The sequence below is a fragment of the Pseudomonas libanensis genome, assembly GCF_001439685.1.
In the GTDB taxonomy this organism is placed as follows: domain Bacteria; phylum Pseudomonadota; class Gammaproteobacteria; order Pseudomonadales; family Pseudomonadaceae; genus Aquipseudomonas; species Aquipseudomonas libanensis.
On record NZ_JYLH01000011.1, the window covers coordinates 38,867 to 64,073 of the forward strand.

At 60.8% G+C, this 25,207-nt stretch carries 24 protein-coding genes and 2 pseudogenes; 14 read left to right on the top strand and 12 right to left on the bottom strand.

What is annotated here, in order from left to right:
- Window positions 1–3: 3 nt before the first annotated feature.
- On the bottom strand, window positions 4–1,191 hold the full coding sequence (locus TU73_RS17595; RefSeq protein ID WP_057013285.1) for a cyanate transporter: 1,188 nt from the start codon (window positions 1,189–1,191) through the stop codon (window positions 4–6).
- A gap of 110 nt (window positions 1,192–1,301) precedes the next feature.
- Window positions 1,302–2,030: pseudogene (locus TU73_RS17600) on the bottom strand (thiamine pyrophosphate-dependent enzyme); the annotation flags it as partial.
- Between TU73_RS17600 and TU73_RS28445 the strand changes: the two are divergent.
- Window positions 2,027–2,502: pseudogene (locus TU73_RS28445) on the top strand (LysR family transcriptional regulator). The pseudogenes TU73_RS17600 and TU73_RS28445 sit on opposite strands and share 4 nt — an antisense overlap.
- A gap of 130 nt (window positions 2,503–2,632) precedes the next feature.
- On the opposite strand, the gene TU73_RS17610 reads toward TU73_RS28445, so the two are convergent.
- Complete coding sequence (locus TU73_RS17610) at window positions 2,633–3,247, bottom strand: NAD(P)-dependent oxidoreductase (RefSeq protein WP_057013288.1); 615 nt, start codon at window positions 3,245–3,247, stop codon at window positions 2,633–2,635.
- Window positions 3,248–3,281: 34 nt separating this feature from the next.
- Entirely contained in the window at window positions 3,282–4,148 is an 867-nt protein-coding gene (locus tag TU73_RS17615; protein WP_057013289.1) for an MBL fold metallo-hydrolase, read from the bottom strand.
- 105 nt (window positions 4,149–4,253) lie between these two features.
- Between TU73_RS17615 and TU73_RS17620 the strand changes: the two genes are divergently transcribed.
- Together TU73_RS17620 and TU73_RS17625 are read left to right on the top strand one after the other, a co-directional pair.
- Window positions 4,254–5,159 (top strand): LysR family transcriptional regulator, encoded by a 906-nt coding sequence (locus TU73_RS17620; protein ID WP_057013290.1) that lies wholly within the window; start codon window positions 4,254–4,256, stop codon window positions 5,157–5,159.
- Window positions 5,160–5,260: 101 nt separating this feature from the next.
- The gene (locus tag TU73_RS17625; protein WP_057013291.1) at window positions 5,261–5,440 is read left to right on the top strand and encodes a hypothetical protein; all 180 of its coding nucleotides are present in this window, start codon (window positions 5,261–5,263) and stop codon (window positions 5,438–5,440) included.
- Here TU73_RS17625 and TU73_RS17630 read toward each other — a convergent pair.
- Window positions 5,433–6,308: a helix-turn-helix domain-containing protein gene (locus TU73_RS17630; RefSeq protein WP_057013292.1), complete on the bottom strand. Its 876-nt coding sequence runs from the start codon at window positions 6,306–6,308 to the stop codon at window positions 5,433–5,435. The two genes, TU73_RS17625 and TU73_RS17630, sit on opposite strands and share 8 nt — an antisense overlap.
- A 189-nt stretch (window positions 6,309–6,497) precedes the next feature.
- Between TU73_RS17630 and pobA the strand changes: the two genes are divergently transcribed.
- Together pobA and TU73_RS17640 are read left to right on the top strand one after the other, a co-directional pair.
- Window positions 6,498–7,682, top strand: a complete 1,185-nt coding sequence (pobA, locus tag TU73_RS17635; RefSeq protein WP_173668904.1) for a 4-hydroxybenzoate 3-monooxygenase — start codon at window positions 6,498–6,500, stop codon at window positions 7,680–7,682.
- A gap of 66 nt (window positions 7,683–7,748) precedes the next feature.
- Window positions 7,749–9,266 (top strand): MDR family MFS transporter, encoded by a 1,518-nt coding sequence (locus TU73_RS17640; protein WP_057013294.1) that lies wholly within the window; start codon window positions 7,749–7,751, stop codon window positions 9,264–9,266.
- Between the two features lie 48 nt (window positions 9,267–9,314).
- Here the strand turns inward: TU73_RS17640 and TU73_RS17645 are convergent, their stop codons facing one another.
- The 3 genes from TU73_RS17645 to TU73_RS17655 are packed head-to-tail and all read right to left on the bottom strand — an operon-like array spanning window position 9,315 to window position 11,349.
- Window positions 9,315–10,154 (bottom strand): cache domain-containing protein, encoded by an 840-nt coding sequence (locus TU73_RS17645; RefSeq protein WP_057013295.1) that lies wholly within the window; start codon window positions 10,152–10,154, stop codon window positions 9,315–9,317.
- Between the two features lie 55 nt (window positions 10,155–10,209).
- The gene (gene cynS / locus TU73_RS17650; protein WP_056847330.1) at window positions 10,210–10,680 is read right to left on the bottom strand and encodes a cyanase; all 471 of its coding nucleotides are present in this window, start codon (window positions 10,678–10,680) and stop codon (window positions 10,210–10,212) included.
- Window positions 10,681–10,701: 21 nt separating this feature from the next.
- Window positions 10,702–11,349 (bottom strand): carbonic anhydrase, encoded by a 648-nt coding sequence (locus TU73_RS17655; protein ID WP_057013296.1) that lies wholly within the window; start codon window positions 11,347–11,349, stop codon window positions 10,702–10,704.
- Between the two features lie 111 nt (window positions 11,350–11,460).
- Between TU73_RS17655 and cynR the strand changes: the two genes are divergently transcribed.
- Window positions 11,461–12,345: a transcriptional regulator CynR gene (gene cynR / locus TU73_RS17660; RefSeq protein WP_057013297.1), complete on the top strand. Its 885-nt coding sequence runs from the start codon at window positions 11,461–11,463 to the stop codon at window positions 12,343–12,345.
- Between the two features lie 131 nt (window positions 12,346–12,476).
- Here the strand turns inward: cynR and TU73_RS17665 are convergent, their stop codons facing one another.
- Window positions 12,477–13,250, bottom strand: a complete 774-nt coding sequence (locus TU73_RS17665) for a transporter substrate-binding domain-containing protein (RefSeq protein WP_057013298.1) — start codon at window positions 13,248–13,250, stop codon at window positions 12,477–12,479.
- 379 nt (window positions 13,251–13,629) lie between these two features.
- On the opposite strand from TU73_RS17665, the gene TU73_RS17670 reads away from it, so the two are divergent.
- The 6 genes from TU73_RS17670 to TU73_RS17695 all read left to right on the top strand — a co-directional run bounded on the left by TU73_RS17670 (window position 13,630) and on the right by TU73_RS17695 (window position 21,693).
- Entirely contained in the window at window positions 13,630–15,000 is a 1,371-nt protein-coding gene (locus tag TU73_RS17670) for a glutamine synthetase family protein (RefSeq protein WP_057013299.1), read from the top strand.
- A gap of 100 nt (window positions 15,001–15,100) precedes the next feature.
- The gene (locus tag TU73_RS17675; protein WP_057013300.1) at window positions 15,101–15,700 is read left to right on the top strand and encodes a class I SAM-dependent methyltransferase; all 600 of its coding nucleotides are present in this window, start codon (window positions 15,101–15,103) and stop codon (window positions 15,698–15,700) included.
- A gap of 122 nt (window positions 15,701–15,822) precedes the next feature.
- The gene (gene rnd, locus TU73_RS17680) at window positions 15,823–16,956 is read left to right on the top strand and encodes a ribonuclease D (protein ID WP_057013301.1); all 1,134 of its coding nucleotides are present in this window, start codon (window positions 15,823–15,825) and stop codon (window positions 16,954–16,956) included.
- On the top strand, window positions 16,953–17,246 hold the full coding sequence (locus TU73_RS17685) for a YcgL domain-containing protein (RefSeq protein WP_014717482.1): 294 nt from the start codon (window positions 16,953–16,955) through the stop codon (window positions 17,244–17,246). Before rnd ends, TU73_RS17685 begins: the two co-directional genes overlap by 4 nt.
- A 108-nt stretch (window positions 17,247–17,354) precedes the next feature.
- Window positions 17,355–18,287, top strand: a complete 933-nt coding sequence (locus TU73_RS17690; RefSeq protein ID WP_057013302.1) for a D-2-hydroxyacid dehydrogenase — start codon at window positions 17,355–17,357, stop codon at window positions 18,285–18,287.
- Between the two features lie 163 nt (window positions 18,288–18,450).
- On the top strand, window positions 18,451–21,693 hold the full coding sequence (locus TU73_RS17695; RefSeq protein WP_057013303.1) for an OspG family effector kinase: 3,243 nt from the start codon (window positions 18,451–18,453) through the stop codon (window positions 21,691–21,693).
- A gap of 42 nt (window positions 21,694–21,735) precedes the next feature.
- Here TU73_RS17695 and TU73_RS17700 read toward each other — a convergent pair whose 3' ends face one another.
- The gene (locus TU73_RS17700; protein ID WP_057013304.1) at window positions 21,736–22,329 is read right to left on the bottom strand and encodes a nitroreductase family protein; all 594 of its coding nucleotides are present in this window, start codon (window positions 22,327–22,329) and stop codon (window positions 21,736–21,738) included.
- Window positions 22,330–22,481: 152 nt separating this feature from the next.
- Here TU73_RS17700 and TU73_RS17705 point away from each other — a divergent pair, with 152 nt between their 5' ends.
- Both TU73_RS17705 and TU73_RS17710 read left to right on the top strand, forming a co-directional pair.
- Window positions 22,482–22,931: a YcgN family cysteine cluster protein gene (locus tag TU73_RS17705; RefSeq protein ID WP_057013305.1), complete on the top strand. Its 450-nt coding sequence runs from the start codon at window positions 22,482–22,484 to the stop codon at window positions 22,929–22,931.
- Between the two features lie 14 nt (window positions 22,932–22,945).
- Window positions 22,946–24,166 carry a hypothetical protein gene (locus tag TU73_RS17710; RefSeq protein ID WP_057013306.1) on the top strand — a complete coding sequence of 407 codons (1,221 nt, stop codon included), beginning with the start codon at window positions 22,946–22,948 and terminating at the stop codon, window positions 24,164–24,166.
- 83 nt (window positions 24,167–24,249) lie between these two features.
- On the opposite strand, the gene TU73_RS17715 is transcribed toward TU73_RS17710, so the two are convergent.
- Both TU73_RS17715 and TU73_RS17720 read right to left on the bottom strand, forming a co-directional pair.
- Complete coding sequence (locus tag TU73_RS17715) at window positions 24,250–24,600, bottom strand: YgaP family membrane protein (RefSeq protein ID WP_057013307.1); 351 nt, start codon at window positions 24,598–24,600, stop codon at window positions 24,250–24,252.
- 67 nt (window positions 24,601–24,667) lie between these two features.
- Window positions 24,668–25,135, bottom strand: a complete 468-nt coding sequence (locus tag TU73_RS17720; RefSeq protein ID WP_010212123.1) for an RNA methyltransferase — start codon at window positions 25,133–25,135, stop codon at window positions 24,668–24,670.
- Window positions 25,136–25,207 lie beyond the last annotated feature (72 nt).

A 25,207-nucleotide genomic window follows, 5' to 3' on the forward strand; every position in this document is an offset into this window, starting at 1 on the left:
ACGTCAGCAGATATGTCGCGCGTAATGCTTCGGATCGAAGCGGATGACGATCAGCAGCATTACCACCATCACCGCCGTCAATGACCACCAGGCCCATTCGAAACTGCCCAGTTGGTCGCGGATCATGCCGGCGATCAGTGGCGACAGGCCGGCGATCAGGTAGCCAATGCCTTGTACAAACGCGGTAAGGCTACCGGCGCGTCGCGGGTTGTCGAGGTGGTCAAGAGACAGAATCAGGCTCATTGGAAACAGGCCGCCAATGCCCAGGCCGAGCAGGCACGGCCACAGCAGGCTCCAGTGTCCGGGGCTCAGGATAAGGCCGCAGAACCCCAGAATGATCAGCACCAGCAGCACCGCGACTACCGCGCGTTTATCCTGGCGGCGGTTGGCGATGGCCGGGGTGACCAGGCCCGAGATCACTTCCATGGCGGTCAAGAAACCCAGCAACAAGCCGGCATTCTGTTCGCTCCAGCCCTGCTCGACGTAATACGGTGCCAGCCACGCCAACACACAGGTATAGGACGCCGTGCCGAGGCCGAAAAAGATCGCCAGTAACCAGGCGCGGCGGTTGCCGAAAAAGGAGGCCTGCGCGTTTGAACCGGCTTGGGGAAAAGGCGGCAAGACTGCGCGCTGGGCATACCAGAACACCAGGGCCAGCAACGCCAGTGCTGCCCAGATCGCCAGGCCGATGCGCCAACTGCCGGTCTGCACTTGTACAAACGGTGAGAACGAGGCGGCCAGTGCGGCGCCACCCATGATCGCGGTGACATACAGGCCCATGAACAATGAGACGTTAGCGCTGAACCGCGACTTGATCAGCGCTGGCATCAGCGCCTGGATCAGCGCAATGCCCACACCCGCAGCGATGGCGCTGACGATCAGCTCCAGTGCCGAATCCAGGAACAGCCGCGACAAGGTTGCCAGCCCAATCACCAGCAACGACAGCATAATGCTGCGATGCTCGCCCAGGCGCTTGGCCAGGCCCATGCCAAAGAACATTGCCAGGCCCATGGCCATGACCGGCAACATGGTCAGTAAGGCTGCGCTGCTGAAACTCAACGGCACATCCAAGCGGATCGACGACAATAACGGCCCCACGGCTGCCATCGACGGGCGCAGGTTGAGGGCGACCAGCACCACGCTGATCATCAGCCAAACAGCGGTGGTGGGTTTTGCCTGAACGTTTTCCATGGGCCTGCCTTGAATGAACAAGGGCGAATCAGGCCACGGATGGGGGAGCGGGGCAAATCAGAAAGTCGCAGGGGCTATTGAAAAAATGCAGGCACCTGACGCTGCGCACTTTAAATTACAGGCTTGGCCAACTCCCACCGCCCCTGGTCGATTTCAATCAGCGTCGGCCCCGGGCGCTCAGCAGCGGCACGCAATGCCGCACGCAGCGGTTCGACGCCATCGACGCCTTCTGCCGCACAACCCATTGCCTTGGCGATGCCGATGAAATCCGGGGTGTAGATGTCTACGCCCACCGGCTCGATGGCGCGGTTGAGCATGTACTTCTTGATCTCTTCATAACCCTGGTTATTCCACAACAGCACGATCACCGGTATGTGGGCTTCCACGGCGCTGGCCAGTTCCGGCAGGGTGAATTGCAGGCCGCCATCGCCGATCAGGCACACCACCGGTTGCCCGTCACCGCGCCCCAGCCAGGCGCCGATAGCGGCGGGCAGGGCGTAGCCGAGGGTGCCGTAGCCGGTGGAGGAATTGAACCAACGGCGTGGGTGGTCGAGGTTCAGGGTCAGATTGGCGCTGTACACCGGTTGGGTGGAGTCGCCCACCAGTACGGCGCCGGGCAGTGCTTCCAGGACGGTGTGGAGCAGCAGCGTTTGTGCGCGGGTGGCGGCATCCCAGGTGAGCGCCAGTTCGGCCCACAAACGGGCTACGCTGACCGGCTCACTGCCCAGCAGGGCATCGGCGTTTTCCACCAACACATCCAACGGGATCTCGATATGCACCGGGCGCGGCCGACCGGCCTGGAACAGCGCAAACGCCCGCGCCAGCACGGCGGGCAATTCTGGTCACTTCCCAGTGTTGCAACTTCACCCGTGCCGCCGAGCAACTGCACATTACCCAGGGGGCCGTGAGCCGGCAGATCGCCGGGTTGGAAAGCCAGTTGGGCTATGCCTTGTTCCTGCGCCAGGCGCGGGGTTTGCGCTTGACCGAGGAAGGCCGCGAGTGGGCGTTGCGGGTGCAACAGGTGTTCGGCTTGATCAACGAGGCCATGGAGCAAATCGGCGGGCGCCGCGAGGTTTTGCAACTCAAGGCGTCCACCTGCGTGATGCGTTGGCTACTGCCACGCGTGCTGCAGTGGCAAAGGGAGCGCCCCGATAGGACCTGAAGGCCGGGCACCTGGCGATGCCGTTTGCATTGCGGGTGCCGGCGGGGATGGGCTATTACCTGGTGTATCCGCCGGGGAACGTGCCTTCTGCCGGGTTATTGGCCCTGATGGACTGGCTAGTGAGCCAGGCACAGCAGTCACAGCACTGAAGATTCAAATGTGGGAGGGGGCTTGCCCCCGATAGCGGTGTGTCAGTCACAAATAATCTGCCTGATCCACTGCTATCGGGGGCAAGTCGAATCGTCGCACCACCCCTCCCACATTTTTTACCGCGTGGTGTCAGTAGCCAACGGTGAAGCGCTGACGCGAGTGTTTCGGTGTTTCAACTTCATCGATCATGGCGATGGCGTAGTCGGCAAAACTGATCGAGCTGTTACCGTCACTGCTCACCAGCAGATCATCCTGGCCCAGACGGAACTTACCGGTGCGCTCGGTTCCATCGAACAGGGCAGAAGGCGACAGGAACGTCCAATCCAACTGCTTTTCCTGACGCAGCGCTTCCAGGAACTCAGCCCCGGCACTGGCTTCGGCCTTGTACTCTGCCGGGAAGCCCGGGCTGTCAATCACCCGCCCACCGCCCGGCAACAACAGCGAACCTGCGCCACCCACCACCAGCAAGCGTTTGACCCCGGCCTTTTTCACCGGGCCGATCACGGCGCTGGCGGGCAAGGTGGCAAAGTGTGCGGCGCTGATCACCACGTCGCTGCCGCTGATGGCGTGTTGCAGGGCATCGGCGTCCAGGGCATCGACCTGCTTGACCGTGACGCCGGGGCGTACGGCGAGCTTGTCGGTGTTGCGGGCGATGGCGGTGACGCTATGCCCACGGCGCAGCGCTTCTTCCAGCAGTTGGCTACCGGCACGGCCGGTGGCCCCAATGATTGCGATCTTGCTCATGACGTTCTCCAACAGGGTTAAAGGTTCAAACCAGTCACCATTTCATTTCGCCCTTGGCGACTTTGGCGCTCAGTTCCAGCGAGCTTTCGTCGGCGAGGGTAGGGTAACGCTGTTTCATGGCCGCGATCAGGGCGGCAGAATCCTTGGCCTTGGCGGTTTCGATGTCGAAGGCCTTGATGTAATCAGCGGTGAATTTCACCGAAGCCAGCGATGGCGTGCCCAGGTAGTGGCCCGGAATCACCGTCTGCGGTTTCAGGTCTTCAATACGCTTGAGGGTTGCCAACCAGTCTTTATGGGACTGCGCGCCCTGGGTATCGGCCATCCACAGGTGGATGTTTTCTGCGACCACCACACCACCGACCACGGCCTTGATCGACGCAATCCACACAAAACTGCGATCCGGCTGCGGGCCGTCGAGGCCGATCACCTCAAGCTGTTGCCCTTCAAGAGTCAGGCTGTGGCCTTGCAACACTTGCGGCACGATGGTCCTGGCGGGTTTGTCGGCGCCCATTTTCGGGCCCCAGAATTCCAGCTTGCCGGCGACGGTGGCGTTGATATGGTCGACCACCGGTTGCGGCGCCAGCACCTTGGCGTCGGGGAATGCGCTGGTGAGAGTGTCGAGACCGAAGTAGTAGTCCGGGTCGCCATGGCTGATGTAGATGGTGGTCAGGTGCTTGCCGCTGGCGCGGATCTTCTGCACCAGTTGCTCGGCTTGGCCCTTGCCGAATTGCGCATCCACCAGGATCGCGTCTTTGGCGCCGCTGACCAGCACCGAGCTGACCGGGAAGATCGCGGCTTCGCCGGGGTTGTAGACGTCGAGTTTCAGCTCGGCGGCCGTGGCGTGGGCGGCGAAGGCCAGGGCGGCAGTGGCCAGGGTCAAGCGTTTGAAGGTCGAGAACATCGGGCAGCTCCTGCCATGGGTAAGGGATGCACAGAGCTTAGTTGCATAAAACACTACAAAAAATGCGATGCTTGAACATAGTTTGTTTCTGAAATCGGGCAAATCATGGATCGTCTTCAAGCAATGCGCGTGTTTGTCACCGTGGTGGACCAGGGCAGCCAGTCTGCCGCCGCCGATCATCTGGACCTGTCGCGCCCGGTGGTGTCGCGCTACCTGGCCGAGTTGGAGGACTGGGTCGGTGCGCGGCTGCTGCACCGCACCACACGCAAGCTCAGCCTCACCGCCGCCGGCAGTGAAACCCTGCCGCGCTGTCGGCAATTGCTGGAACTGTGCGGTGATATGCAGGCCGCCGTCAGCGAGCCCGATGACGCGCCCCGGGGCTTGCTGCGCCTGAGTGTCAGCACCTCGTTCGGCCAGGCGCAGTTAGGCGCGGCCATTGCCGAGTACGTCAAACGCTACCCGTTGGTGACGGTTGATCTGCAGATGCTCGACCGCACGGTGAACCTGGTGGATGAGCGCATTGACCTGGCGATTCGCACCAGTAATGACCTGGACCCAAACCTGATCGCCCGACGCTTGACCGTATGCCGCTCGGTGGTCTGCGCCACACCGGCCTATCTGCGCGAGCATTCAGCCCCGCAGAAAGTCGAAGACCTGGCCCGGCACAACTGCCTGACCCACTCCTACTTCGGCAAGAGCCTGTGGCATTTCGAAGAACAGGGCGAACACGTGTCGGTGCCGGTGCAGGGCAATATCACGGCCAACGAGGCCAGCACGTTATTGCGTATCACCCTGGCCGGGGCAGGGGTGGCGATGCTCCCCAGTTACCAGGCCGGTGAGTTTATCCGCAGTGGTGAACTGGTGCGCTTGCTGCCAGAGGCCGAGCCGCGGCAGATGAACATTTACGCGGTGTATGCCTCGCGCAAGCACATGCCCTCGGCACTGCGCAGCCTGCTGGATTTCCTGGTGCTGCGGTTTCCCGAGGCGCCCGCATGGGACATCGGGCTCTGAGACGCTATAAACGCGCTGAATGGCAGCCAATCATGGCAACTTGCCCTAGCTGACCTATGCTTTAAACAGCACCCTGTAGATCGGGTCCGGAGGTCAGTGCCATGAGTATTAAAACCCGCAAATACCTGACGATTTTCTCCCTCTGCGCATTGGCGACGGCGCTGTATGGCACTGCCGCCTATCGCGTCGAGCAAACGCGCATGCAACCGGCGGCATTCGCCATCAGCTGCCATCAGGACCAATGCGTGCCGCGCACCGGCAGTTTCAGTGCACTCAGGTAGGCTGCTCGGCCTTTAACTGCTCGCGAAAGGCCTTGGGCGAAAACCCGACTCGGCGGCGAAACAGCCGCGAGAAGTTGGTCGGGTCGGAAAAACCCAGCACTTCGGACATCTCATTGATGGTCATGCTGGTGTAGGTCAACAAGCGCTTGGCTTCCAGCAACTGGCGGTCATGCATGATCTGCAACGCCGGTTGCCCGCCTAACTCCCGACACGTCCCATTTAAGTGTGAGACCGAGATGCCCAGCTTGTGGGCCAAGTCTTCAATTTTGGGGTGCTCGCGGTAATGCCGCTCGACCAGTTGGGTGAAGCGGCGAAAATACTCACGACCCCGCGGTGCCCGGGGATGGCGGCGCTGGATCGCCTGGCGGCTGACCCACACCAGCAGCACGCTCACCAGGGCATGCAGCATCATGTCCCGGGCCGGCTGATCATCGGCGTATTCGTCCTGCAAACGGGCAAGCACGTTGTTCAAGTAGTCGCTGTCCTTGCCCGCCGGGTAACTGCCAAGGGTTTGCAAACCGTCGATGGTGTCGCCCAGTTGCGCCTGCAAGTGGCTGACCAGCGGCGCCGAGAGGGTCACGACATAACCTTGCACGTCTTCGGAAAAACGAAAGCCATGCACACAGAGCGGCGGCAGCACTTGCAGGCTCGACTCGTTGAGGGTAGTGCGCTGGCCTTCGATTTCCAGTTGAGCCTGGCCTTTGTGCACATACAGCAACTGGCACAGGTCCGCGTGCCGGTGGGGCTGGATTTCCCACTGGTATTCCCGACTGCGCCGGGAAATAGTTTCGCAGTGCAACAAATCGGGCGTCGGCCACTGCTGGCTTTCCCCGTAAAGCTTGAAGACCGGAATCGCGGTTTTGGTCATGGTTTCAATCCGATACTCAGGATAGTGGTTCGGTAATCGCCCCGATTGGCGAAAAGTGCAGGCTTTGAGGCAGTTTTCACCTTCTTATGCTGCTCACTCACGTGAAAAATGTCAGCCACAAGTCCACTGACAACTCTTTCACTCGATCCGTTCGAATGAAGGGTGAAGGCGATAAAAATAATGAAAACCCTGAAAACCCAAGTCGCCATTATCGGTGCCGGTCCGTCTGGATTGCTGCTCGGCCAACTGTTGCATAACGCTGGCATTCAAACCCTTGTCCTAGAACGTCAGAGCGCCGAGTACGTGCAAGGTCGCATCCGTGCCGGCGTGTTGGAGCAAGGCATGGTCGACCTGCTGCGCGAGGCAGGCGTCAGCCAGCGCATGGACACCGAAGGGCTGGTACATGACGGCTTTGACATAGCGCTCAATGGCCGACTCATCCCTATCGACCTCAAGACCTTGACCGGCGGCCAGTCGGTGATGATCTACGGCCAGACCGAAGTCACCCGCGACCTGATGGCTGCTCGTGCAGCCGCCGGCGCCACCACCCTGTACGAAGCGTCCAATGTGCAGCCCCATGACCTCAAGGGTGAGCAGCCCTGGCTGACGTTCGAGCATGAAGGCCAAGCCTGGCGCCTGGAGTGCGACTACATTGCCGGTTGCGATGGCTTCCATGGCGTCGCCCGCCAGTCGATTCCGGCCGAGGCATTGAAGGTGTTCGAACGGGTCTACCCCTTCGGTTGGTTGGGTGTGCTCGCCGACACGCCGCCGGTACACGCCGAGCTGGTGTACGCCAAACACGCAAGGGGATTTGCCTTGTGCAGCATGCGCTCACCGACGCGCAGCCGTTATTACCTGCAAGTGCCCCAGGACGAGGTCGTGGAGCAATGGTCGGATGCACGTTTCTGGAAGGAGCTCAAGGCGCGGCTGCCCAGCGCATTGGCAGAGCAGTTGATCACCGGCCCGTCGCTTGAAAAGAGCATCGCGCCGCTGCGCAGCTTCGTGGTGGAGCCCATGCAATACGGGCGTCTGTTCCTGCTCGGCGATGCCGCGCATATCGTCCCGCCCACCGGCGCCAAGGGCCTGAACCTGGCGGCCAGCGATGTGAGTACCTTGTTCAGGATCCTGCTCAAGGTCTATCGCGAAGGGCGTCTGGACTTGCTGGAAAAATACTCGGCAATCTGCCTGCGCCGGGTATGGAAAGCCGAGCGGTTTTCCTGGTGGATGACCTCGATGCTGCATCAGTTTCCCCAGGCGGACGCTTTCAGCCAGCGCATTGCCGAAAGCGAACTGGACTATTTCATTCACTCCGACGCCGGGCGCAAAACCATCGCAGAAAATTACGTCGGGCTTGCTTATGAGCCTATCGAATAGCCTGCTATCGTATCGAGCATTCCCGCAGGCGACCTTTTCCTGCGGGCCCTGCTCGAAGGTTTTGCCGTGACTCACCTCAATCAGCCCGCTCCAACCGTTCCCGCCGTGCGCAGTATCCTTGCTGCGCTGATGATGGCGATCTTCCTCGGTGCCCTGGACCAGACCATTGTCGCGGTGTCCATGCCGGCCATTTCCGCGCAGTTCCATGACGTCAACCTGCTGGCCTGGGTGATCTCCGGCTACATGGTGGCGATGACCGTGGCAGTGCCGATCTACGGCAAGCTCGGCGACCTGTATGGGCGCCGGCCGATGATGCTGATCGGCATGGGCGTGTTCACCCTGGCGTCGCTGTTCTGTGGCATGGCCCAGAGCATGGAGCAATTGGTGCTGGCGCGGATTCTCCAGGGCATCGGTGCCGGCGGGATGATCTCGGTCAGCCAGGCAATCATCGGCGACATCATTGCCCCGCGTGAACGCGGCCGTTACCAGGGCTACTTCAGCAGCATGTACGCGGTAGCCAGCGTGGCAGGGCCAGTGCTGGGCGGCTATATGACCGAGTACCTGTCGTGGCGCTGGGTGTTTTTGATCAACCTGCCCCTGGGCGCAGGCGCCTGGTACGTGGCCCATCGCAGCCTGGTGGGGCTGCCGGTGCCGCAACGCAAGCCGATCATTGATTACCTGGGCACTGTGCTGATGATCATCGGCCTGACCGCGTTGCTGCTGGGTATCACGCAAATCGGCCAGGGCCATCACTGGCGCGATAACGAAGTGCTGGGGTTGCTAACCTGCGCACTGTTGGCGTTGAGCGTGTTTGTGTGGCATGAACGCCGCGCCCGTGAGCCGTTATTACCGATGCATCTGTTTGCCAACCGCAGCGCGGTGTTGTGCTGGTGCACGATTTTTATCACCAGCTTCCAGGCGATCTCCCTGAGCGTGCTGATGCCCCTGCGTTACCAGACCGTGACCGGTTCCGGTGCCGACAGCGCGGCCCTGCACCTGCTGCCACTGGCGATGGGTTTACCGATGGGGGCGTATTTCGCCGGGCGCATGACCTCGGTGACCGGCCGCTATAAACCCATGATCCTCAGTGGCGCATTGTTGAGCCCCTTGGCCATCCTTGGCATGGCCTACAGCGCGCCCCAGGCGGTGGTGATCACGGCCGTATTCATGTTGCTGTGCGGGATCGCCGCGGGCATGCAGTTCCCCACCTCATTGGTAGGCACGCAGAATTCGGTGGAACAACGGGACATCGGCGTCGCCACCAGCACCACCAATCTGTTCCGCTCCCTGGGTGGGGCTGTGGGGGTGGCGTGCATGTCGGCGCTGCTGCTGGCGCTGTTGCACGATTCCAGTTTTGCCCACTTGGCCAGCGGCGCGCTGGTGGCCGAAGGCAGCTCCGGCAACGTCTTGCTCGACGGCCTTAAGGCCGCCCCAGGCCCGGCCCAGGATGCGTTGCGTGGGGAATTGGCGGTGACGTTCCGGCATTTGCTGATGGTGAGCGCGGCGGTGTCGTTGCTCGGGTTGGCGGCGGCGATAGCGATGCCGAACCGGGTGCTGCGCGGTCGTGAAGACAAAGCCCGCTAGGTCCAAATGAACCGCCCCTCCCATATTTTTATTACATTTCAAGTCAGGTCAGGGGCTGTAGTAACCCACCGCAACCATGAAATGTCCGGTCTTGCGCACATAAGCGTGCTTGTTTTCGATCTTGCCGGTCACCGGGTTCTTCCAGCGGTACTTATATTCCCCCTGGTCCTGCTCGGCCATCATCTTGAGGATCGGTTCACCCACCGGCTTGCCGTCCGGGTCCTTGATCTTGCCGAAGTCGGTATTGACCAGGCGCAGGTTGGTGCCGTGGGCCACATAACGTTGGGTATCCAGGTCGACCACAAATACATACAGGTCATCCTGCAGGAAACCGCCCTGCAAGGAATTGATCGCCTTGAGCGTGCCGGTTTCGTCCTTCACCAGCGCATTCACCGCCTTGTTGCGTAGCGCTCGCGCCTGTTCCGGCGTGGCCCGGGGCAGGTAATAGCCCACCGCGAGGATGTGTTCGCCCACCCGCTGGTAAAACACATGCTTGTGTTCGACCTTGCCGTCATTCCAGTTCTGCCAACGATAGTCAGCCTGTTGGATGCCCTGGCCTTCGGGCACCTTGAGCGCGTCTTTGAATGACTGACGCAAATCCGGCCCGAGTATCTCGGACACGTCGCGACCGATCAGTGCAGAGGAGGGGCCGCCACTGGCGAGCAGTACTCCCCGGGTATCGACCACAAACACATAGCGGTCCTGATCGATGAAATCGCCTTGGCGGCTGAACGTGGCAAAGGCTTTGTCGCCTTGCTGGTGGTAGTACGCCAAGGCCTTTTCCAGCAGGGCCTTGGCGGCCTGGGCGTCCGCTTCCTGAGCCGGGTCGGCATGCACCTGGCTGCAACACAACAGCAGCAGCCAGGTGATTCGAAGCAGTGTGTTCATTTACCCGTCCCTCGATCTTGTTGATGTGCCAAGAGCGTAGACGGTTGCCGGGGAATCAGAAGGGTTTGGTCGGCAGGTATTTGCCGTCCAGGGTGATGACCGCACGGGAACCGCCGTCCGGGTCTTCGACTTTCTTGATGTCCAGCTTGAAATTGATGGCGCTGATGATGCCGTCGCCAAATTGTTCATGCACCAAGGCTTTGAGAGTAGATCCGTAGACCTGCAGCATTTCGTAGAAACGGTACATGGTCGGATCGGTCGGCACGCCGCCCGGGAAACTGCCGCGCAGGGGCACGCTTTGCAGCAGGCGGCTGGCGTCCTGGTCGAGGCCGAGTTTGTCGCACACGATATCCGCAGCGTCCTTGGGCAGCGGGTGTTGGCCGAGCAGGGCGGCAGTGACGAAGGCCAGGCTCAGGCCGGTGCCGTCGGTGAGGTCCTGCCAGGACAGGTTCTTGCGCGCCTTGAGGTCGATAATGGTGTCGGCCAGGGCCAGGCGTGGGGTTTGGGCGAATTGGGATTGCAACATGGTGACGTCCTCTTGGTTAAGTCAGGTTAAGGCGGCGTGGGCACGGGTGGCTGGATGGTCGAGCAGGGAGACGAAGCGCCCGGTGCGCCCGTCCAAAGCGTCGATGCCGCCGGTTTCGATGTCGTAGACCCAGCCATGCAGGTTCATCCGGCCTTGTTCCAGGGCCAGGGCGACGCTGGGGTGAGTCTTGAGATTAGCCAATTGGGCGACTACGTTTTCGCGCACCAATGCATCCAGGCGTGCAGCGTCCGAGACGTGCTGGCGTGAAGCGTTGATCACCTTGGCCGACTCGGCATGGCGTAACCAGTTGGCCACGGCCGGCAGGTGGTCCAGGCATGTGCAGGTGGAAATCGCGGTCATTGCGCCGCAGTCCGAATGCCCGCAGATCACAATGTCGCTGACCCCGAGTACCGCCACGGCATATTCGACCGTGGCCGACACGCCGCCCGGCTCCGGCCCGTAGGACGGCACTATATTGCCGGCATTGCGGATGACGAATAGATCGCCTGGCTCCTGCTGGGTCAACAGCTCCGGGACTACGCGGCTGTCAGAGCAGGACACGAACAGGGTGCCGGGGTTTTGCGTGGTTGCCAGGTGCTTGAACAAGTCGCTGCGTGGGGAAAAGGCTTCACGTTGGAATTTGCGAAAGCCGTCGATGAGATGTTGCATGTGGTTCTCCTTGCGTTGCTGATGGGGCAAGGATGGAAGTTTTCGGCTATAGCGTCCAAGACCGGTTTATTATCCTTTCTATAAGTCATGCCTATAGTTGGAGCGCTGCCCATGCTGTTGCGTCATATCCGTTACTTGCTGGCCGTTGCCGAGCATCGCAACTTCACGCGTGCCGCCGAGGCGCTACATGTGTCGCAACCGACCTTGTCGCAACAGATCAAGCAACTGGAAGAAAGCCTGGGCGCGCCACTGCTGGACCGTTCCGGGCGCAGCATCAGCTTGACCGATGCAGGGCAGGCCTATGTGCGCTTTGCCCGGCTGGCGTTGCAGGACCTGCAGGCCGGCAACCGCGCCATTCACGATGTGCAAGACCTCAGCCGCGGGCATTTGCGCCTGGCGATGACGCCGACCTTTACCGCCTACCTGATCGGGCCGCTGCTGGCGCGGTTCAATGCGCAGTACCCGGGCATCACCCTGAGCGTCGAGGAGTTGACCCAGGACCGTATCGAAGCCGCCCTGGGCGAAGACCTGCTGGATATCGGCATTGGATTTACCGGCGAGCATGGGCCGGATATTGAGTGTGAGGCGCTATTTGTCGAAGAGTTGAGTGTGGTCGTGGGGAGCACACACTCCGAATTGAATCGCCTCGATTGGCTCGAGCAGCCGCTGGTGCTACTGAACACGGGCTTCGCCACCCGCCGCCATATCGATGACTATTGCCTCCGGCAAGGTGTGAAACCCCGCATCGTCATGGAAGCCAACTCCATCAGCGCAATCATCGAAATCGTGCGCAACACGCCACTGGCAACCGTCCTGCCCCAGGCACTGGCCGAGGCGCAGACGGGCTTGCACGCCGTGACCATCGACCCACCGTTGCCGCAGCGTACTGCCGCACTATTGAGCCGCAAGGGCGCCTACCGCAGTGCCGCCTGCAGGGCGTTCGTCGAGTTGATCAAGGCGCCGGGTGGAGGGGCAAGCGCGTTTTACCTGGCGTAAGACAAACAAAATGTGGGAGGGGGCTTGCCCCCGATAGCGGTGTGTCAGGCGCTGATTTATTCGCTGAGCCACTGCAATCGGGGGCAAGCCCCCTCCCACATTTTGACCGCTGTGTACCCGTTGGATCGCCGTCACGGGGCCGCCAGCCACTGGCTGACGATGCCCGCATACGCACCGTTTGCTACGCTCAGGTGCAGCCACTGATCCACATAGCTCTTCCAGGCCACATCATCCCGAGGCAGCAGGAAGGCTTTTTCACTGTATTGCATCGGCTGCTCCGGGTTGACCGCACACAACCCAGGTTTGAGCTTCTGCTGATAACGCGCCTCGCTGGCGTCGGTAATCATCACATCGGCTTTGCCCGCCAGCAGTTCATCAAAAATCGTCACGTTGTCATGCAGGCGAATCTGCGTCTGGCCCAAGTGCGCACGGGCAAACACTTCATTGGTGCCACCGGCGGGCTCGATCACCCGCACCTGGGGCTGATTGATCTGTTCGACTGTCTGGTAGCGCTGCACGTCGGCGCAGCGCACCAGCGGGATCTTGCCGTCGACTCCGAGGGATTGGCTGAAGAAGGCCTTTTTCTGGCGCTCCAGCGACACGGAAATACCGCCCACGGCGATGTCGCAACGTTGGGCAAGGAAGTCCGGCATCAGGGTTTTCCAGGTCGTAGGCACCCAGTTGACCTTGGCGTTGAGGCTCTTGGCCAGGGATTCGGCCATGGCAATATCAATGCCTTCATAGCGACCGTCGGTACGCAACGAGGTGTAGGGCTTGTAGTCGCCGGTGGTGCAGACGGTGAGGGTGCCGCGCTGAAGCACTTCATCCAGGCGCGAGGCGCCGGTGTCGGCCTGGGCGGTGCTTGCCAGGGTCGCCAGTACACAGAGGGCTAGAGGCACTTTCATGGGAGTCGAATCCTTGGGGGCCATGCGGGGGGTGGCCATTATTTCCAGCAGAGCGCCAAGGTAGCAAGGGCGGCGAATGTTTGGCCGCATTGCAACAAAACGTTATAGAACTGGGAACTAACTCGCGATCAACGCGTGCTAAGGTGCCGGGCATCTACCTCAATGTGATTTGCGCATGGACGGTTCTTCCCCTCATCCCGCGACATCGCCCGTGCCCGGCTCGGCCGATATTGAGGCGCTACCCTCCGAACTGGCCTTCTGGGCCTTGTTTCACTGCCGACACGCACGCCCACCCGATACCTTTTTCCTACGTTGATCTACCCCATAGATGACGCGCTCCTGTGCGCATCTGCCTGACCCAAACGTATGAGAAGCCCCCATGAGTGTGTTTGCCAGCCTGCACGAAGCCCAGGCGTTCCTTGAACAGAACCCGGACATCGAGCTGTTCGAACTGTTTATCCTCGACAACAACGGCGTACCACGCGGCAAGCTGCTGCACCGCGACGAGCTGCTGGCGGTGTACGAAACCGGCCGGCCACTGCCCAGCACCATCCTCGGCTTGACCATCAATGGCGATGACGTAGAAGACTCCGGGCTGGTATGGGAAGTGGGCGATATCGACTGTCGCGCCTACCCGATCAGCGGCAGTCTGCAGCGTATGCCCTGGCGCTTGATCCCAACCGCTGCGGTGCAAGTCAGCATGCACCCCACCGAAGGCTTACCCGCCACCGTCGCCGACCCCCGGCACTTGCTGGCCAAGGTCATCGATGCGCTCAAGGCCGACGGTTATTACCCGGTGATGGCCGCGGAACTGGAGTTCTACCTGCTCGACCAGAAGCCCGACAGTAACGGTCGCCCACAACCGGCGCGGGACGCGGACGGCAAGCGTCCACGTTCGACCCAGGTCTACGGCCTGCGCGAACTGGAGCAGATCGAGCCGTTTCTCGCCGACCTCTATAGCGCCTGCAAACTGCAAGGTATCCCGGCGCGCACGGCCATCTCTGAATACGCTCCGGGCCAGGTTGAAATCACCCTCGAACATCGCACTGACGCATTGCAGGCGATGGACGAGGCGGTGCGCTACAAACGCCTGGTCAAGGGCGTGGCCCACAAGCATGGGATGACGGCGTGTTTCATGGCCAAGCCATTCGATGACCTGGCCGGCACCGGCATGCATATGCACGTCAGCCTGGCCGATGCCCAGGGCCAAAACCTGTTCGCCAGCGAGGCAGCTGATGGCACGCCGCTGTTGCGCCAGGCGGTGGGCGGCATGCTCGACACCTTGCTTGATTCGTTGCTGATGTTCTGCCCTAACGCCAACTCTTATCGGCGCTTTCAGACCAACAGCTACGCGCCCCTGGCCGCCACCTGGGGCGTGGACAACCGCACCGTCAGTCTGCGCGTGCCTGGTGGCCCGGCCCATTCCCGGCATATCGAACATCGCATTTGCGGGGCTGATGCCAATCCTTACCTGGCGGCCGCTGCGATTCTTGCCGGCATCCACCGCGGCATCCGCGAACAGCGCGACCCCGGTGCCCCGGTGGAAGGCAACGGCTACGCCCAGGCCAAGAAGTTGCTGCCTACCGATTGGCTGACCACCCTGCGCGCCCTTGAGGGGTCAAGTTGGGCACGGGATGCATTCGGCAGTGAATTCCTCGGCGTCTATCTGGCTGTTAAACGCGAGGAATACCGCGAGTTCATGGGCGAGGTGGGGGAGCAGGATTGGCGTTGGTATCTGCACCAGGCGTGACCGATTCACGGTAGTGAGGCTTTCGACCTTTTTTTCACGTTGCGGTGGTTAAGCTGCGGATCAAGGTCGTTCACTACCGTTCTATCCATATGAGCCCGCGATGTCGCCACAACCCCCATCCTCCATTGAGATCGAATTCGCTGAGCGCTGTGGCCGTGAGCACGCCACGGTCTGCGGTGACCCGCGCCCACCCCGGCCGCTGCAGCGCCTGGCGGCGTGGCGGGATGCGCGGCTGGTACGCCATGCATTGAAGGTGGCCGGCGAGCCGGGGCTTATCCTTGACCTGGCGTGTGGTTCGGGGCGTTTCTGGCCAGTGTTGGCTGAGCACGTCAACCGGGTGATCCTGGCCTCGGACCACTCCCAGGCCATGCTCGATCACGCTCGTACCCATCATCCGGGGGCGCTGCTCAAGCGCGTCAAGACATTCCAGGGCTCGGCGTTTTCCATTGGTCTATCGGCGAATGCGGTGGACTGTATTTTCTGCCTGGAATTGTTTCGTCATGTGCCCGGCAGCGATGCGCGATTAATGTTGTTACGCGAGTTTCACCGCGTCAGCCGCGACACGGTCATTGTCGCGGTGAACGTAGGAACACCGGTGGAAGACGAGTTTCGTCAGGCAGGCTTCAAGATTCTGAATTATCAGGAGTTCCTGCCGGGCTCCAGGCTGTGGTGCGTCTACGTTCTGCGTAAGAGAGGATAACTTCCATTCGTCGGACTATTCTTCATCTCCTGTCGGAGTTTTCATGATGCTGTGTGCACTGCGGATGCTCGCAAGTCCCTTTAGCGATATATACTGCGCGCCATTCTTCAAGGGAGAGCCGTGTGGCCATCGATATTCACTGGATCTGCGACAACGATAGCCTCGGCCAGCATTGCGCCGAATGGCAGCAGTTGCCATTCGTCGCCCTCGACACCGAATTCATGCGGGTCGACACCTTTTATCCTATTGCCGGGCTGATCCAGATCGGTGATGGCATCCGCGCTTACCTGATCGATCCGCTGACCATCGATAATTGGCAACCCTTGGCCGCCTTGCTGGAAAACCCGGCGGTGATCAAAGTGGTGCACGCCTGCAGCGAAGACCTGGAAGTGTTGCTACGCCTGACCGGCAGCCTGCCGGTGCCGTTGTTCGACACCCAGTTGGCAGCGGCTTATCTCAATCTTGGTTTCTCCATGGGCTACTCACGCCTGGTACAAGCCGTGCTGGACATCGAGCTGCCCAAGGGCGAAACCCGCTCCGACTGGCTGCAGCGGCCATTGTCCGAGACGCAGGTCAGCTACGCCGCCGAAGACGCGGTGCACCTGGCCGAGGTGTATATCCGCCTGCGCCCGCAGCTATCGGATGACAAGTACGCCTGGGTACTGGAAGACGGTGCCGAACTGGTGGCCAACCTGCGTCGTGAGATCGACCCCTACGAGGTCTACCGCGATGCCAAGCTGGCATGGAAACTCTCCCGTGCCCAACTCGCCGTGCTGCGTGAGCTATGCGCCTGGCGCGAGCAGCAAGCCCGTGCCCGCGACCTGCCGCGCAACCGCATCATTCGCGAACACTCGTTGTGGCCGCTGGCCAAATCCCAGCCGGATAACCTGGCGGCGCTGGGCAAGATCGAAGACATGCACCCGCGCACCGTGCGCCAGGACGGCCAGTTCCTGCTGGACCTGATCAAGCGAGCCGGCAGCGTGCCGATGGACCAATGGCCTCCCGCCGTCGCCGAGCCTTTGCCGGTGGACGCAGCCACGCTGATCAAGCAACTGCGTGCCCTGGGCCAGACGTTCGCCGAACGCCTGGACATGGCGCCGGAACTGATGCTGCGCAAGAAAACCCTCGAAGCCCTGGTTAAAAGCGGCTACCCCGATGGGCCTTATCAACTGCCAGACTCGCTGCGTGGCTGGCGTCGCGAGCTGATGGGCCAAGCGCTGCTCGACAGCCTGGCCACTGCCGGAGAACAGCCTTGAAACGTATTTGCTCCATCTATCGCAGCAAGAAAAAAGACGGCATGTACCTCTATGTGCTCAAAAGCGACGCCCTGGAACGCGTGCCAGAACCCTTGATGGAAGCTTTCGGCAAGGCGCACCACGCCTTCGACATGGTGCTGACGCCGGAGCGCAAGCTGTCCCGCGAAGACATCACGGTGGTGCTGGAAAACCTCGACAAGCAGGGTTACCACCTGCAAATGCCGCCGGCCGAGGATGAGTACATCGAGCACTTGCCCGAAGAGCTGCTGCGCCGCAACGACCCGATGTGATCGATCAGTGCCCGCATCAGGGCACAGGCTTTAAATGGAATCGTATTAGAGGACGGTGGCCGTAAGGAAGCGGGCGGCCGTCTGCACTGTTTTTGAAAGGTTTGAACCATGCGTGTTCTGATTGCTGAACAGGATCACCCGCTCTACGCCCAATTGCTCAAGGAAGCGGCCCCAGACCTTGAAGTGCTGACCAGCGGCGATTCGGCCGAACTCTCGCGGCTGGCCGCCGATTGCCCGGTATGGCTGGGCCAGCCCGATCTGCTGGCGACCCTGCTGCGCCAGGGCCATCACCCGCAGTGGCTGCAATCGACCTGGGCGGGCATCACGCCGCTGCTGGCCGATGGCTTGCCCCGCGACTATCGCCTGACCCGTGCGGTGGGGATTTATGGCCAGGTCATGGCCGAGTTTGTCCTCACTTACATGCTGGGCCACGAGCGCGAAGTGCTGGCGCGTCTGGTCAGCCAGGTCGAGCGCAAGTGGGACAACCGCATGGGCCAGAGCCTGGCTGGGCGCAAGGCGCTGATCGTCGGCACCGGTGACATCGGCCAGAGCGTGGCCGAGTTTCTGCTGCCGTTCGGCGTGCAGCTGTATGGCATCGCCAGCCAGGCTCGCGAGCAGGCACCGTTTATCGAAGTGGCGGGGCTCGACCAGTTGGGCCGGCTGGTGGGGGAGGTGGATTACGTGATCAATCTGTTGCCCAACACGCCGGATACCCATGACCTGTACGACGCTGCGCTGTTCAAGCAATTCAAGCCCACCGGTTTGTTTATCAACGTCGGACGCGGCGTGGCAGTGGTGGACGCCGATCTGGTCGAGGCGCTCAAGGAAGGGCACCTGGCCGGCGCGGTGATCGACGTGTGCCGCCAGGAGCCCTTGCCGCAACGCCACCCGTTCTGGACGGCGTGGGGTTTGCTGTTGACCGGGCACAGCTCGGCGCCGACCTCGCCGCCAATGATGGTCGCGTTGTTCCTGGAGAACGTGCGCGCGTACCAAGCCAAGCAGCCATTGCGCGCAGAAGTGAGCTTCGATCGCGGTTACTGACCGCAGTGCCCGATGCCCGGGCGCACATGTACACATCCAGTCATGTACATAAAGTCTGACAGTCAAGATGGAACGTCCTTACCGGGTTCTCCCACACAGAACTCGCAAATCGCAATTTATGCGTTTTGCAGGATTATCCACTTGACTAAGGACGGTTACTGTCATGACTACGCTCACCGCGCCCGGTATGCACACTCGGCCTGTGCTCCAGTTCAACCACGTTGCGTCGACCGCTGAAGAAAAGCCAGCAGTCATTGTTGACGCAAGCGAAACCCTTGCGCCCAAGCCGACCACGACCTTGAAGACAGCGTTGGGTGACCAATGCAACCTGCGAACCCTGGCCGATAAACTTCAGGGCATCATTCAAGACCTGCCCAGGCAGCTCGCGCCAGCCCCATCGTTATCCATGGCCAAGGCCAGGGAGCAGCTACAAACGGCGCTGGCTACGCAGTTGAAAAGCACGCTGATGTATGTGTGCGAAGATTCATCCCACCCCTCGCAGCCGCCTCTGCCGGCTAATCGTCTGATCAGTCTCGAAGCTTTTTTGCTTGGCTGTGGCATGCCTGTACCGAAAACCCTGGAAGCACTGGTCGAGCTTCGAAACGAGATGGCTTGGCAAGCGCAAGTCCATCCCTTGGGCGACCTTGGCGGCGGGCTGTCCTGGCCATCTCCAATGCCCGCGCAGCACCAGAACCGCCTGGTAGCGCTGCTGCAAAGCAACACCAGCGGGTTGCCTGGCCTGCCGCTTGCGGACGGCGCAAAAGGTGCTTTGGGTTATTTGCTCAGCGGCAGTTCGGTATCCGAAGCCGACTTGAAGAAACCCCTGGCCGCGATAGAAAAATTACTCGACTCAGCCAAAGCCCAAGCCCTTGGGCAAGCCATGCTGAGCCAGCTGGGAGGCAGCCCCCCCGGAAGTGGCGGCAACGACTATGTGCTGGCGGCCATCCATCTGGGCCTGGATCCGGAATCCCTGGCGGCACCCGCCCGCAACAGCGTCGCTGGTTTTGATTTGGCGCAGAGCGGGCAGCGGGCCTCGGTGGTGATTGACGGGCTGGCCAGGCACCTGGTCGCCAAGGGCCGCACCAGTGCGCAAACCGCCAGCCTCGGCGCCTATCTGCTGTTGGCCAGGACGGCACCCCAGTTTTTGGTCAAGGACATCCCGCCCAGCGTCACCTATGGCAGTGTGTTGTGGGCACAGCTGGCGATGGCTGTGGGCAAGATCGAAGCGCAAGCCCCAGGCCGTACGCTCGGCATGGGGTATGCCGAGATCCTGCTGACGGCGGAGAAGCTTCCTAGCGATGAGGTCAGCGAGCAGATCGAATACCAGGCGTTGAAAGATTGGGATGCCGCCAGGAAATTTGAAACTACGGCTGCACAGACACCCTCGTCGGATGATATGGAGCGCGCCAGGACCGCGTTCAACGAACACCTGAACTCGCTGAAAACCACCAGCGTCCTATTGCAAACGCCAATACCCAGCCGCAAGGCAGACGGGCTCGCGCAGCTTAAAGCGGCGTTTCCCGGCATTGACCCAAAACTCTTCGAGGTGAGGAACATACAGCAGGCCAGGCTCAGGGAAGGCCGGCCCGGCCTTCACCCCGGCATGCGTTCGATGCTGGATATCGTGATGGAAGGCGTCAAGTTGGGGCCTGAAGATCATTGGATATCCACGGACAAGCGCCTGCCCATCGATAAGTTCTGCGCGCTCTACGAGGTCGGCAAGCTGGGCGTGGCAACCGCCTTCAAGACTGCGTACGACTCTGCAATCAATGCACACCAGCAGGGGCATCAAAATGTGGTCCGGCACCTGATTTCCACCTTGCCTCTGGAGGACCGCAAGAACCTGGAGTTCGGCGAGCTGGAATTCTTCCACACCAACCAGTACAAGATCGCCGGTGATTTGTTCACCCCGCCTGCGCTTCACGTCAGGGGGAATACGTTGGAGGTAAAAACCACAAGAGACGGGCAAGTTAATATTTACTTGATCGACACGCGCCGAGGCACCATCGAAAAGCAGAACTTCCTCACCCGCCGGCGCAGCGAGCCCTATACCGACAGTAAGATGGAGTCGCGCGAGGCCAATATCCTCACGAAAACCGTGCGGTTTGCAGCCGATCAAATTATTCCCGAAGGCTCGACGCAGTCCGACAGTTTCAATTCCCGTCGCAGTCACTTTATCGCTGACGTCTTCGTAAAATCCCTGGACCTGAAGAACGACGATCTGCTCCGTGAGGCCCGGGACGTGACTTCCTATGATCAGGACAGCGCCCGTAATGAGGCGATTGGCGAGTTCTTTCTGAACCTCATTCCACTGCGTTCGGCCATCGTCAATTTCCAGAACGGCAATATCGGCCAGGGTATCTTTGACTTGGCGGTGGATGCCGTGGGCCTGCTCACGCTGGGGGTGGGCAAGGCAGGGCAGGCGGGCAAGGTCGCCAGTAAAGCCTTATCATCGATGAGCCATCTGGCCAAGGCGGCAAGGTTTGTCGGAGCGACCGCCGTTGAGGCTTTCAACCCGCTGAGTGGCGCAGGTGATCTGTTGGTGGGGGGCGGCAGGTTATTGAAGGCAGCAGGGCGTCGGCTCAAGCACCTACCGACGGTGCCGGAGGGCGAGTTGGGCAATCGGCTGTTCCGCGAGTTCAAGGTGCCTGAATCGACGATTGCCGGGCTTTCCCGCAACAATCAGGGGGTGTACGTCGCAGCTGATGGTCACCGCTCGCATATTCGTCATACCGACAGCACGGGCCAGAGCGCGGTTTACGAAGTGCGCCAAGTCACCCGTACCGTAGATGGCAAGGTGCAGGCGCGGGTGTATCACAACAATCGGCAAACCGGGTTGCAGCTTGAGCATGTTCAGGGCGATCAATGGCGGCGGTTGGGATTGAAGGGCGGCCACCCAACGTCAATCAAGGAAGACCTCGGGCCGGTTATCGGCCAGGGAGGCGAGGCCATTGTCTACTCGAGCCTTGATGGAAAACGTGCGTATAAGGATTATGGTCCTACATCTATTGACCCTGAGAATATTCCCAACTCATCGGAAGTGATCGCTTTCAATCGATTTTACGGCGAGGGTTTTGCACGAGTTGCGGTTGAAAATGGTCGCAAGTATTTGGTCATGAATAGGATAGAGGGCGTGTCTCTGGGGCATTTCGAGAAGGGCAGCTTACCGTCTGAAGCGCGTTCGCTGATGGCCGAGACGATGGCGGAGCTTGAGGCCAAAAATGTCTACCATAACGATATGCAATTGAAGAACTACATATATTCGGCCAAGGACAAAAAGATATATCCCGTGGATTTGGACGCACTGCCCAGAGAATTGATGCCTTCGTTTTTAATGGACGACTGGCAACGAGGTAAGCAAAAACTGCTCAGGGAATATGCCCAACTGATCGCAAAAGTGCCTTGAGTGAGTTGCCTCGGGCAACCCACTGTCAGCTTTTAATTGCTCTTAAAGGTTGAAGTTCCCTTCCGACACCAGCTCACTCAGCGGCTTGCGCGAGCTGGGCACTTCGCGGCCCTGCAGGTATTCCGGCAAGCTCGCTTTGTCGCCTAGCTTGCCTACCGCCACAGCCGCATGCAGCGCATAACCGTCTGGAATCTTTAGCTCCCTGCGCGTCAGCTCCTGATCGAAGCCGGCCATGCCATGGGTGTGCCAGCCGCTGAGGCTGGCCTGTAATGCCAAGTGGCCCCACGCCGAGCCGGTATCGAAGGTATGCCACAGCGCCGGGGTTTCTTCGGTCGCGCCGGGGGCGATAAAGTCGGTTTTCGAAGCGATAATCACCAGGGCCGACGCGTGCTGCGCCCAACCCCGGTTGAATTCATTGAGCAAACCCAGGAAGCGCTCCCAGTCTGGCGTGTCGCGGCGTGCGTACAGGAAACGCCACGGCTGTGAGTTGTAGGCCGAGGGCGCCCAGCGCGCGGCTTCGAAGAAACTCAGCAAAGTCTCTTGCGAAATGCTTTCGCCGGTAAAGGCGCGGGGCGACCAGCGGTCAGTGAATTGGGTATGGATCGGATAATCGGCAACACGTGGGTGGGTGCTCATGAGCAGATCCTGATGAAAAACCGGGGCTCAAAACTACTGCGCAGGCCCAAGCCTGACAAGTCTTGTCATACCGGCAGTCGTAAGCGCTTGGCCGTACGTGCCTTGGGCACTAGACTGGCGGCCTTTCAACATACCGATACTGATGTAGAGCCATGGCCGCCAAAGTCGAACCTTTCTGGATACGTAAAACCCTTGAACAGCTCGACCAGCAGGAGTGGGAGTCGTTGTGCGATGGCTGTGGCCTGTGCTGCCTGCAAAAGCTTGAAGATGAAGACGACAACAGCGTCTATTACACGCGTATCGCCTGCAAACTGCTCGACCTGAAGAGCTGCCAGTGCACCGATTACCCCAACCGCCGCGCATCGGTGCCGGACTGTATCCAGCTCACCCCGGGCCAGGCCGACCAATTCAAATGGTTGCCACCAACCTGCGGCTACCGCCTGGTCAGCGAACGCAAGGATCTGCCGCTCTGGCACCATCTGGTCTGCGGCGACCGTGACGCGGTGCACCACGAACGCATTTCCCAGTCCGGGCGCATGCTCAGCGAAGGCAGCGTGCCCGAGGACGACTGGGAGGACTACCTGATCTTCCGCGCAGGCTGAACAAAGGAGTGTGTATGAGGGTGGCAGCCAAGTTAGCCGCGGGCCTGGTATTACTGGCGCTGAGCGGGCCGGGCTGGGGCGCGAAGAAAGTCGACCTGGACTATCACGTCAAGCTGCTGCCCCAGAGCGATCAGGCGCAGGTGCGCCTCAGCCTGTCCCAAGGCTCGGCGGTACGTAGCCTGGACTTCGACCTGGGCCGCGAGGGTGACTACAGCGACTTCAAGGCCGACGGCCAGTGGCAGGTCACGGGAAGCCGTGGCCTGTGGCAACCCAGCGCCGACAAGGCCAGCCTGACCTACAAAGTGCGCCTGAGCCATACGCGCAAGCCGGGCATCTATGACACACGGGTCACGCCGAGTTGGGCGTTACTGCGCGGTGAAGACCTGGTGCCGGCTGCGCGTCTCGACCAGCAAGATGGCATCGAATTGGTGTCGCGCCTGATGTTCGAACTTCCGAACGGTTGGAAGAGCGTCGAAACCGCCTGGCCGCGCATTGGCAAGCATAAATTCCGCATCGATAACGTGTCCCGCCTGTTCGACCGGCCCACCGGCTGGATGCTCGCCGGTAACCTCGGCAGCCGCCGCCTGCGCCTGGGCGAAACCGAAATCACCGTGGCCTCGCCCAAGGGGCAAGGCATGCGCCGTATGGACGTACTGACCTTGCTGACGTTCGTCTGGCCCCAGGTGGAGGCCGCATTCCCGCGCCATCCCGGCAAACTGTTGATCGTCGGTGCCAGTGACCCGATGCGGCGGGGCGCTTATTCATTGCGCGATTCGATCTACCTCAACAGCCGCACGCCGCTGGTTGGCGAAAATGGCAGCAGCCCGTTGCTGCGCGAAGTGGTGCAGGCCATCGGGCGTTTCAACGACCACGACAGCAGTGACTGGATCAGCGAGGGTTTGGGCGAGTACTACGCGATTGAACTGATGCGGCGTGCCGGCGGCATCACTGATGAACGCTATGCGGCGATCCAGGCGCGGCTGACCAAGGAAGGCAAAGACGTCACCACGCTCAAAGGCGAGCACGTCAACGGCGCGACGCTGGCGCGTTCGGTGGTGGTATTGCAGGAACTGGACCGTGAGATCCGCGTGAAGACCCACAACAAGCGGTCCCTGGACGACCTGGCGCAGGCGGTGATGCGGGTAAACAGTATCAACACCAAAGAGTTCGTGCAGTTGGCCGAAAGTGTGATCGGTGAGTCGTCGGTGGTTCTGGACAGCAAACTGCTGCGCTGATCCCAAGCCATGCGCAGTTCAAAATGTGGGAGGGGGCAAGCCCCCCTCCCACATTTGGATCTCCAGCATGTCCAATACTCAGGTCAGGCTTTGGGTTTTACTGCCTTCTCTGCCTCCACTTCGGCCTTGGTCTTCAGGTTCTTCAACTCTTCCCCAGCCCGCTCGATCCTGGTTCGCACGCTGTTCATTTCTTGACGGCCATGTTCCAGCCTGTCCTTGAGCGAACAATGGCCGGTGAAACCACGAGCCAGGGCCACGCCGCCAATCGCCACCTGGATCAAGCCGAAAATCCCGCCGCGGCGCAGGCCTTTACCCACCATCATCACTCCGCCGGCCACTGAGCCGATGCGCTCCCAGCCATGCACATTCTGGGCGGGCCGAGCCCTCAAAGGCGTGGCGTCGATGATAGGTTGCAAGATTTTGCTGTCGCTCATGATCTGTCTCCAACAAGGGCAAGTGTTACCAGCTGACTGCGCGCGGCTGCCGGATGTTCCCGGAAAATCAGTACTTGGGGCCCGAGCGGGTGTTGTTGCCCTTGGCCAGGCGGTCGTAGAGCACCACGTTGACCGTGGCCGCCAGGTTCATGCAGCCGGTGGTGGGGATGTAGATCACGTCTTCGCACCAGTCGCGGATCTCCTTGTCCAGGGAGCCGTCTTCGGGGCCGAAGATATACAGCGCACGGTCGGGGTGGGTGTATTCGGGCAGCGGGCGGGCGCCTTCCACCAGTTCCACGGCGACCGGGATGCAGCCCAGGGGCAGGATCTTTTTCAGGTCGTCGATGCCGATCAGCGGAATGTCGTGGTGGACCTTCTTGGTGTCGGTGATGAAATCCCGGGCACGCTCGTAACGCACGCCGGTGTAGAACACCGAGGCCACGCCGTAGCAGCCGGCGGCACGCATTACCGAACCGACGTTTTCGGGGGATTTGGGGTTATACAGACCGATGCAGCTGTAGCGTTTATTGCCCACGGGGAAGGGTGCCTTGAGAAAAACGGCGATTATACGGCTTGGGGGAATGCAGTGCTTGGGCGATCGCCATCG

Excerpts from the sequence above, each read along its gene's own strand:
- TU73_RS17595 (WP_057013285.1), bottom strand. The coding sequence starts at position 1,191 with ATGGAAAACGTTCAGGCAAAACCCACCACCGCTGTTTGGCTGATGATC.
- TU73_RS17610 (WP_057013288.1), bottom strand. The coding sequence starts at position 3,247 with ATGAGCAAGATCGCAATCATTGGGGCCACCGGCCGTGCCGGTAGCCAA.
- TU73_RS17615 (WP_057013289.1), bottom strand. The coding sequence starts at position 4,148 with ATGTTCTCGACCTTCAAACGCTTGACCCTGGCCACTGCCGCCCTGGCC.
- TU73_RS17620 (WP_057013290.1), top strand. The coding sequence starts at position 4,254 with ATGGATCGTCTTCAAGCAATGCGCGTGTTTGTCACCGTGGTGGACCAG.
- TU73_RS17625 (WP_057013291.1), top strand. The coding sequence starts at position 5,261 with ATGAGTATTAAAACCCGCAAATACCTGACGATTTTCTCCCTCTGCGCA.
- TU73_RS17630 (WP_057013292.1), bottom strand. The coding sequence starts at position 6,308 with ATGACCAAAACCGCGATTCCGGTCTTCAAGCTTTACGGGGAAAGCCAG.
- TU73_RS17645 (WP_057013295.1), bottom strand. The coding sequence starts at position 10,154 with ATGAACACACTGCTTCGAATCACCTGGCTGCTGCTGTTGTGTTGCAGC.
- cynS (WP_056847330.1), bottom strand. The coding sequence starts at position 10,680 with ATGTTGCAATCCCAATTCGCCCAAACCCCACGCCTGGCCCTGGCCGAC.
- TU73_RS17655 (WP_057013296.1), bottom strand. The coding sequence starts at position 11,349 with ATGCAACATCTCATCGACGGCTTTCGCAAATTCCAACGTGAAGCCTTT.
- cynR (WP_057013297.1), top strand. The coding sequence starts at position 11,461 with ATGCTGTTGCGTCATATCCGTTACTTGCTGGCCGTTGCCGAGCATCGC.
- TU73_RS17665 (WP_057013298.1), bottom strand. The coding sequence starts at position 13,250 with ATGAAAGTGCCTCTAGCCCTCTGTGTACTGGCGACCCTGGCAAGCACC.
- TU73_RS17670 (WP_057013299.1), top strand. The coding sequence starts at position 13,630 with ATGAGTGTGTTTGCCAGCCTGCACGAAGCCCAGGCGTTCCTTGAACAG.
- TU73_RS17675 (WP_057013300.1), top strand. The coding sequence starts at position 15,101 with ATGTCGCCACAACCCCCATCCTCCATTGAGATCGAATTCGCTGAGCGC.
- TU73_RS17690 (WP_057013302.1), top strand. The coding sequence starts at position 17,355 with ATGCGTGTTCTGATTGCTGAACAGGATCACCCGCTCTACGCCCAATTG.
- TU73_RS17695 (WP_057013303.1), top strand. The coding sequence starts at position 18,451 with ATGACTACGCTCACCGCGCCCGGTATGCACACTCGGCCTGTGCTCCAG.
- TU73_RS17700 (WP_057013304.1), bottom strand. The coding sequence starts at position 22,329 with ATGAGCACCCACCCACGTGTTGCCGATTATCCGATCCATACCCAATTC.
- TU73_RS17705 (WP_057013305.1), top strand. The coding sequence starts at position 22,482 with ATGGCCGCCAAAGTCGAACCTTTCTGGATACGTAAAACCCTTGAACAG.
- TU73_RS17710 (WP_057013306.1), top strand. The coding sequence starts at position 22,946 with ATGAGGGTGGCAGCCAAGTTAGCCGCGGGCCTGGTATTACTGGCGCTG.
- TU73_RS17715 (WP_057013307.1), bottom strand. The coding sequence starts at position 24,600 with ATGAGCGACAGCAAAATCTTGCAACCTATCATCGACGCCACGCCTTTG.